The organism is Pseudomonas sp. 51_B, from assembly GCF_017491595.1.
GTDB classification, from domain to species: domain Bacteria; phylum Pseudomonadota; class Gammaproteobacteria; order Pseudomonadales; family Pseudomonadaceae; genus Aquipseudomonas; species Aquipseudomonas promysalinigenes.
This window is the reverse complement of sequence record NZ_JAFGYW010000559.1, coordinates 1-246: the sequence shown is the minus strand read 5'-3', so window position 1 is coordinate 246 and position 246 is coordinate 1. Positions and strand designations below refer to the sequence as shown.

Sequence of the window (246 nt, the reverse complement as noted above, 5' to 3'; positions counted from 1 at the left end):
GGGGCTGCAAAGCCGCCCCCGCCTGGCTCAGGCCTTGGTGCGGCCCATCAAGCCCCGCACCGTCTCTTGCAAATCCGCTGGCAATACCACCAGCTTCGCATTGTTGCTGCTGGCCAGGTTCTCCATGCCCCCACGTCGGCACATTGCCTGGATCGCCTGCCTTGCAGTGCTGCTCAACCTGCTGGCCATGCCGTTGTCTGCTGCTGCGCCCAAGGGCCCGGCAGAGCAAATGCTGTGGGGGGCTTT

The 246-nt window shown here is 65.0% G+C and carries 1 pseudogene; it reads left to right on the top strand.

Features of this window, described 5'->3' with window-relative positions:
• Positions 1-124 precede the first annotated feature (124 nt).
• A pseudogene (locus J5M56_RS26170) lies at positions 125-246 on the top strand (DUF2946 domain-containing protein); the annotation flags it as partial.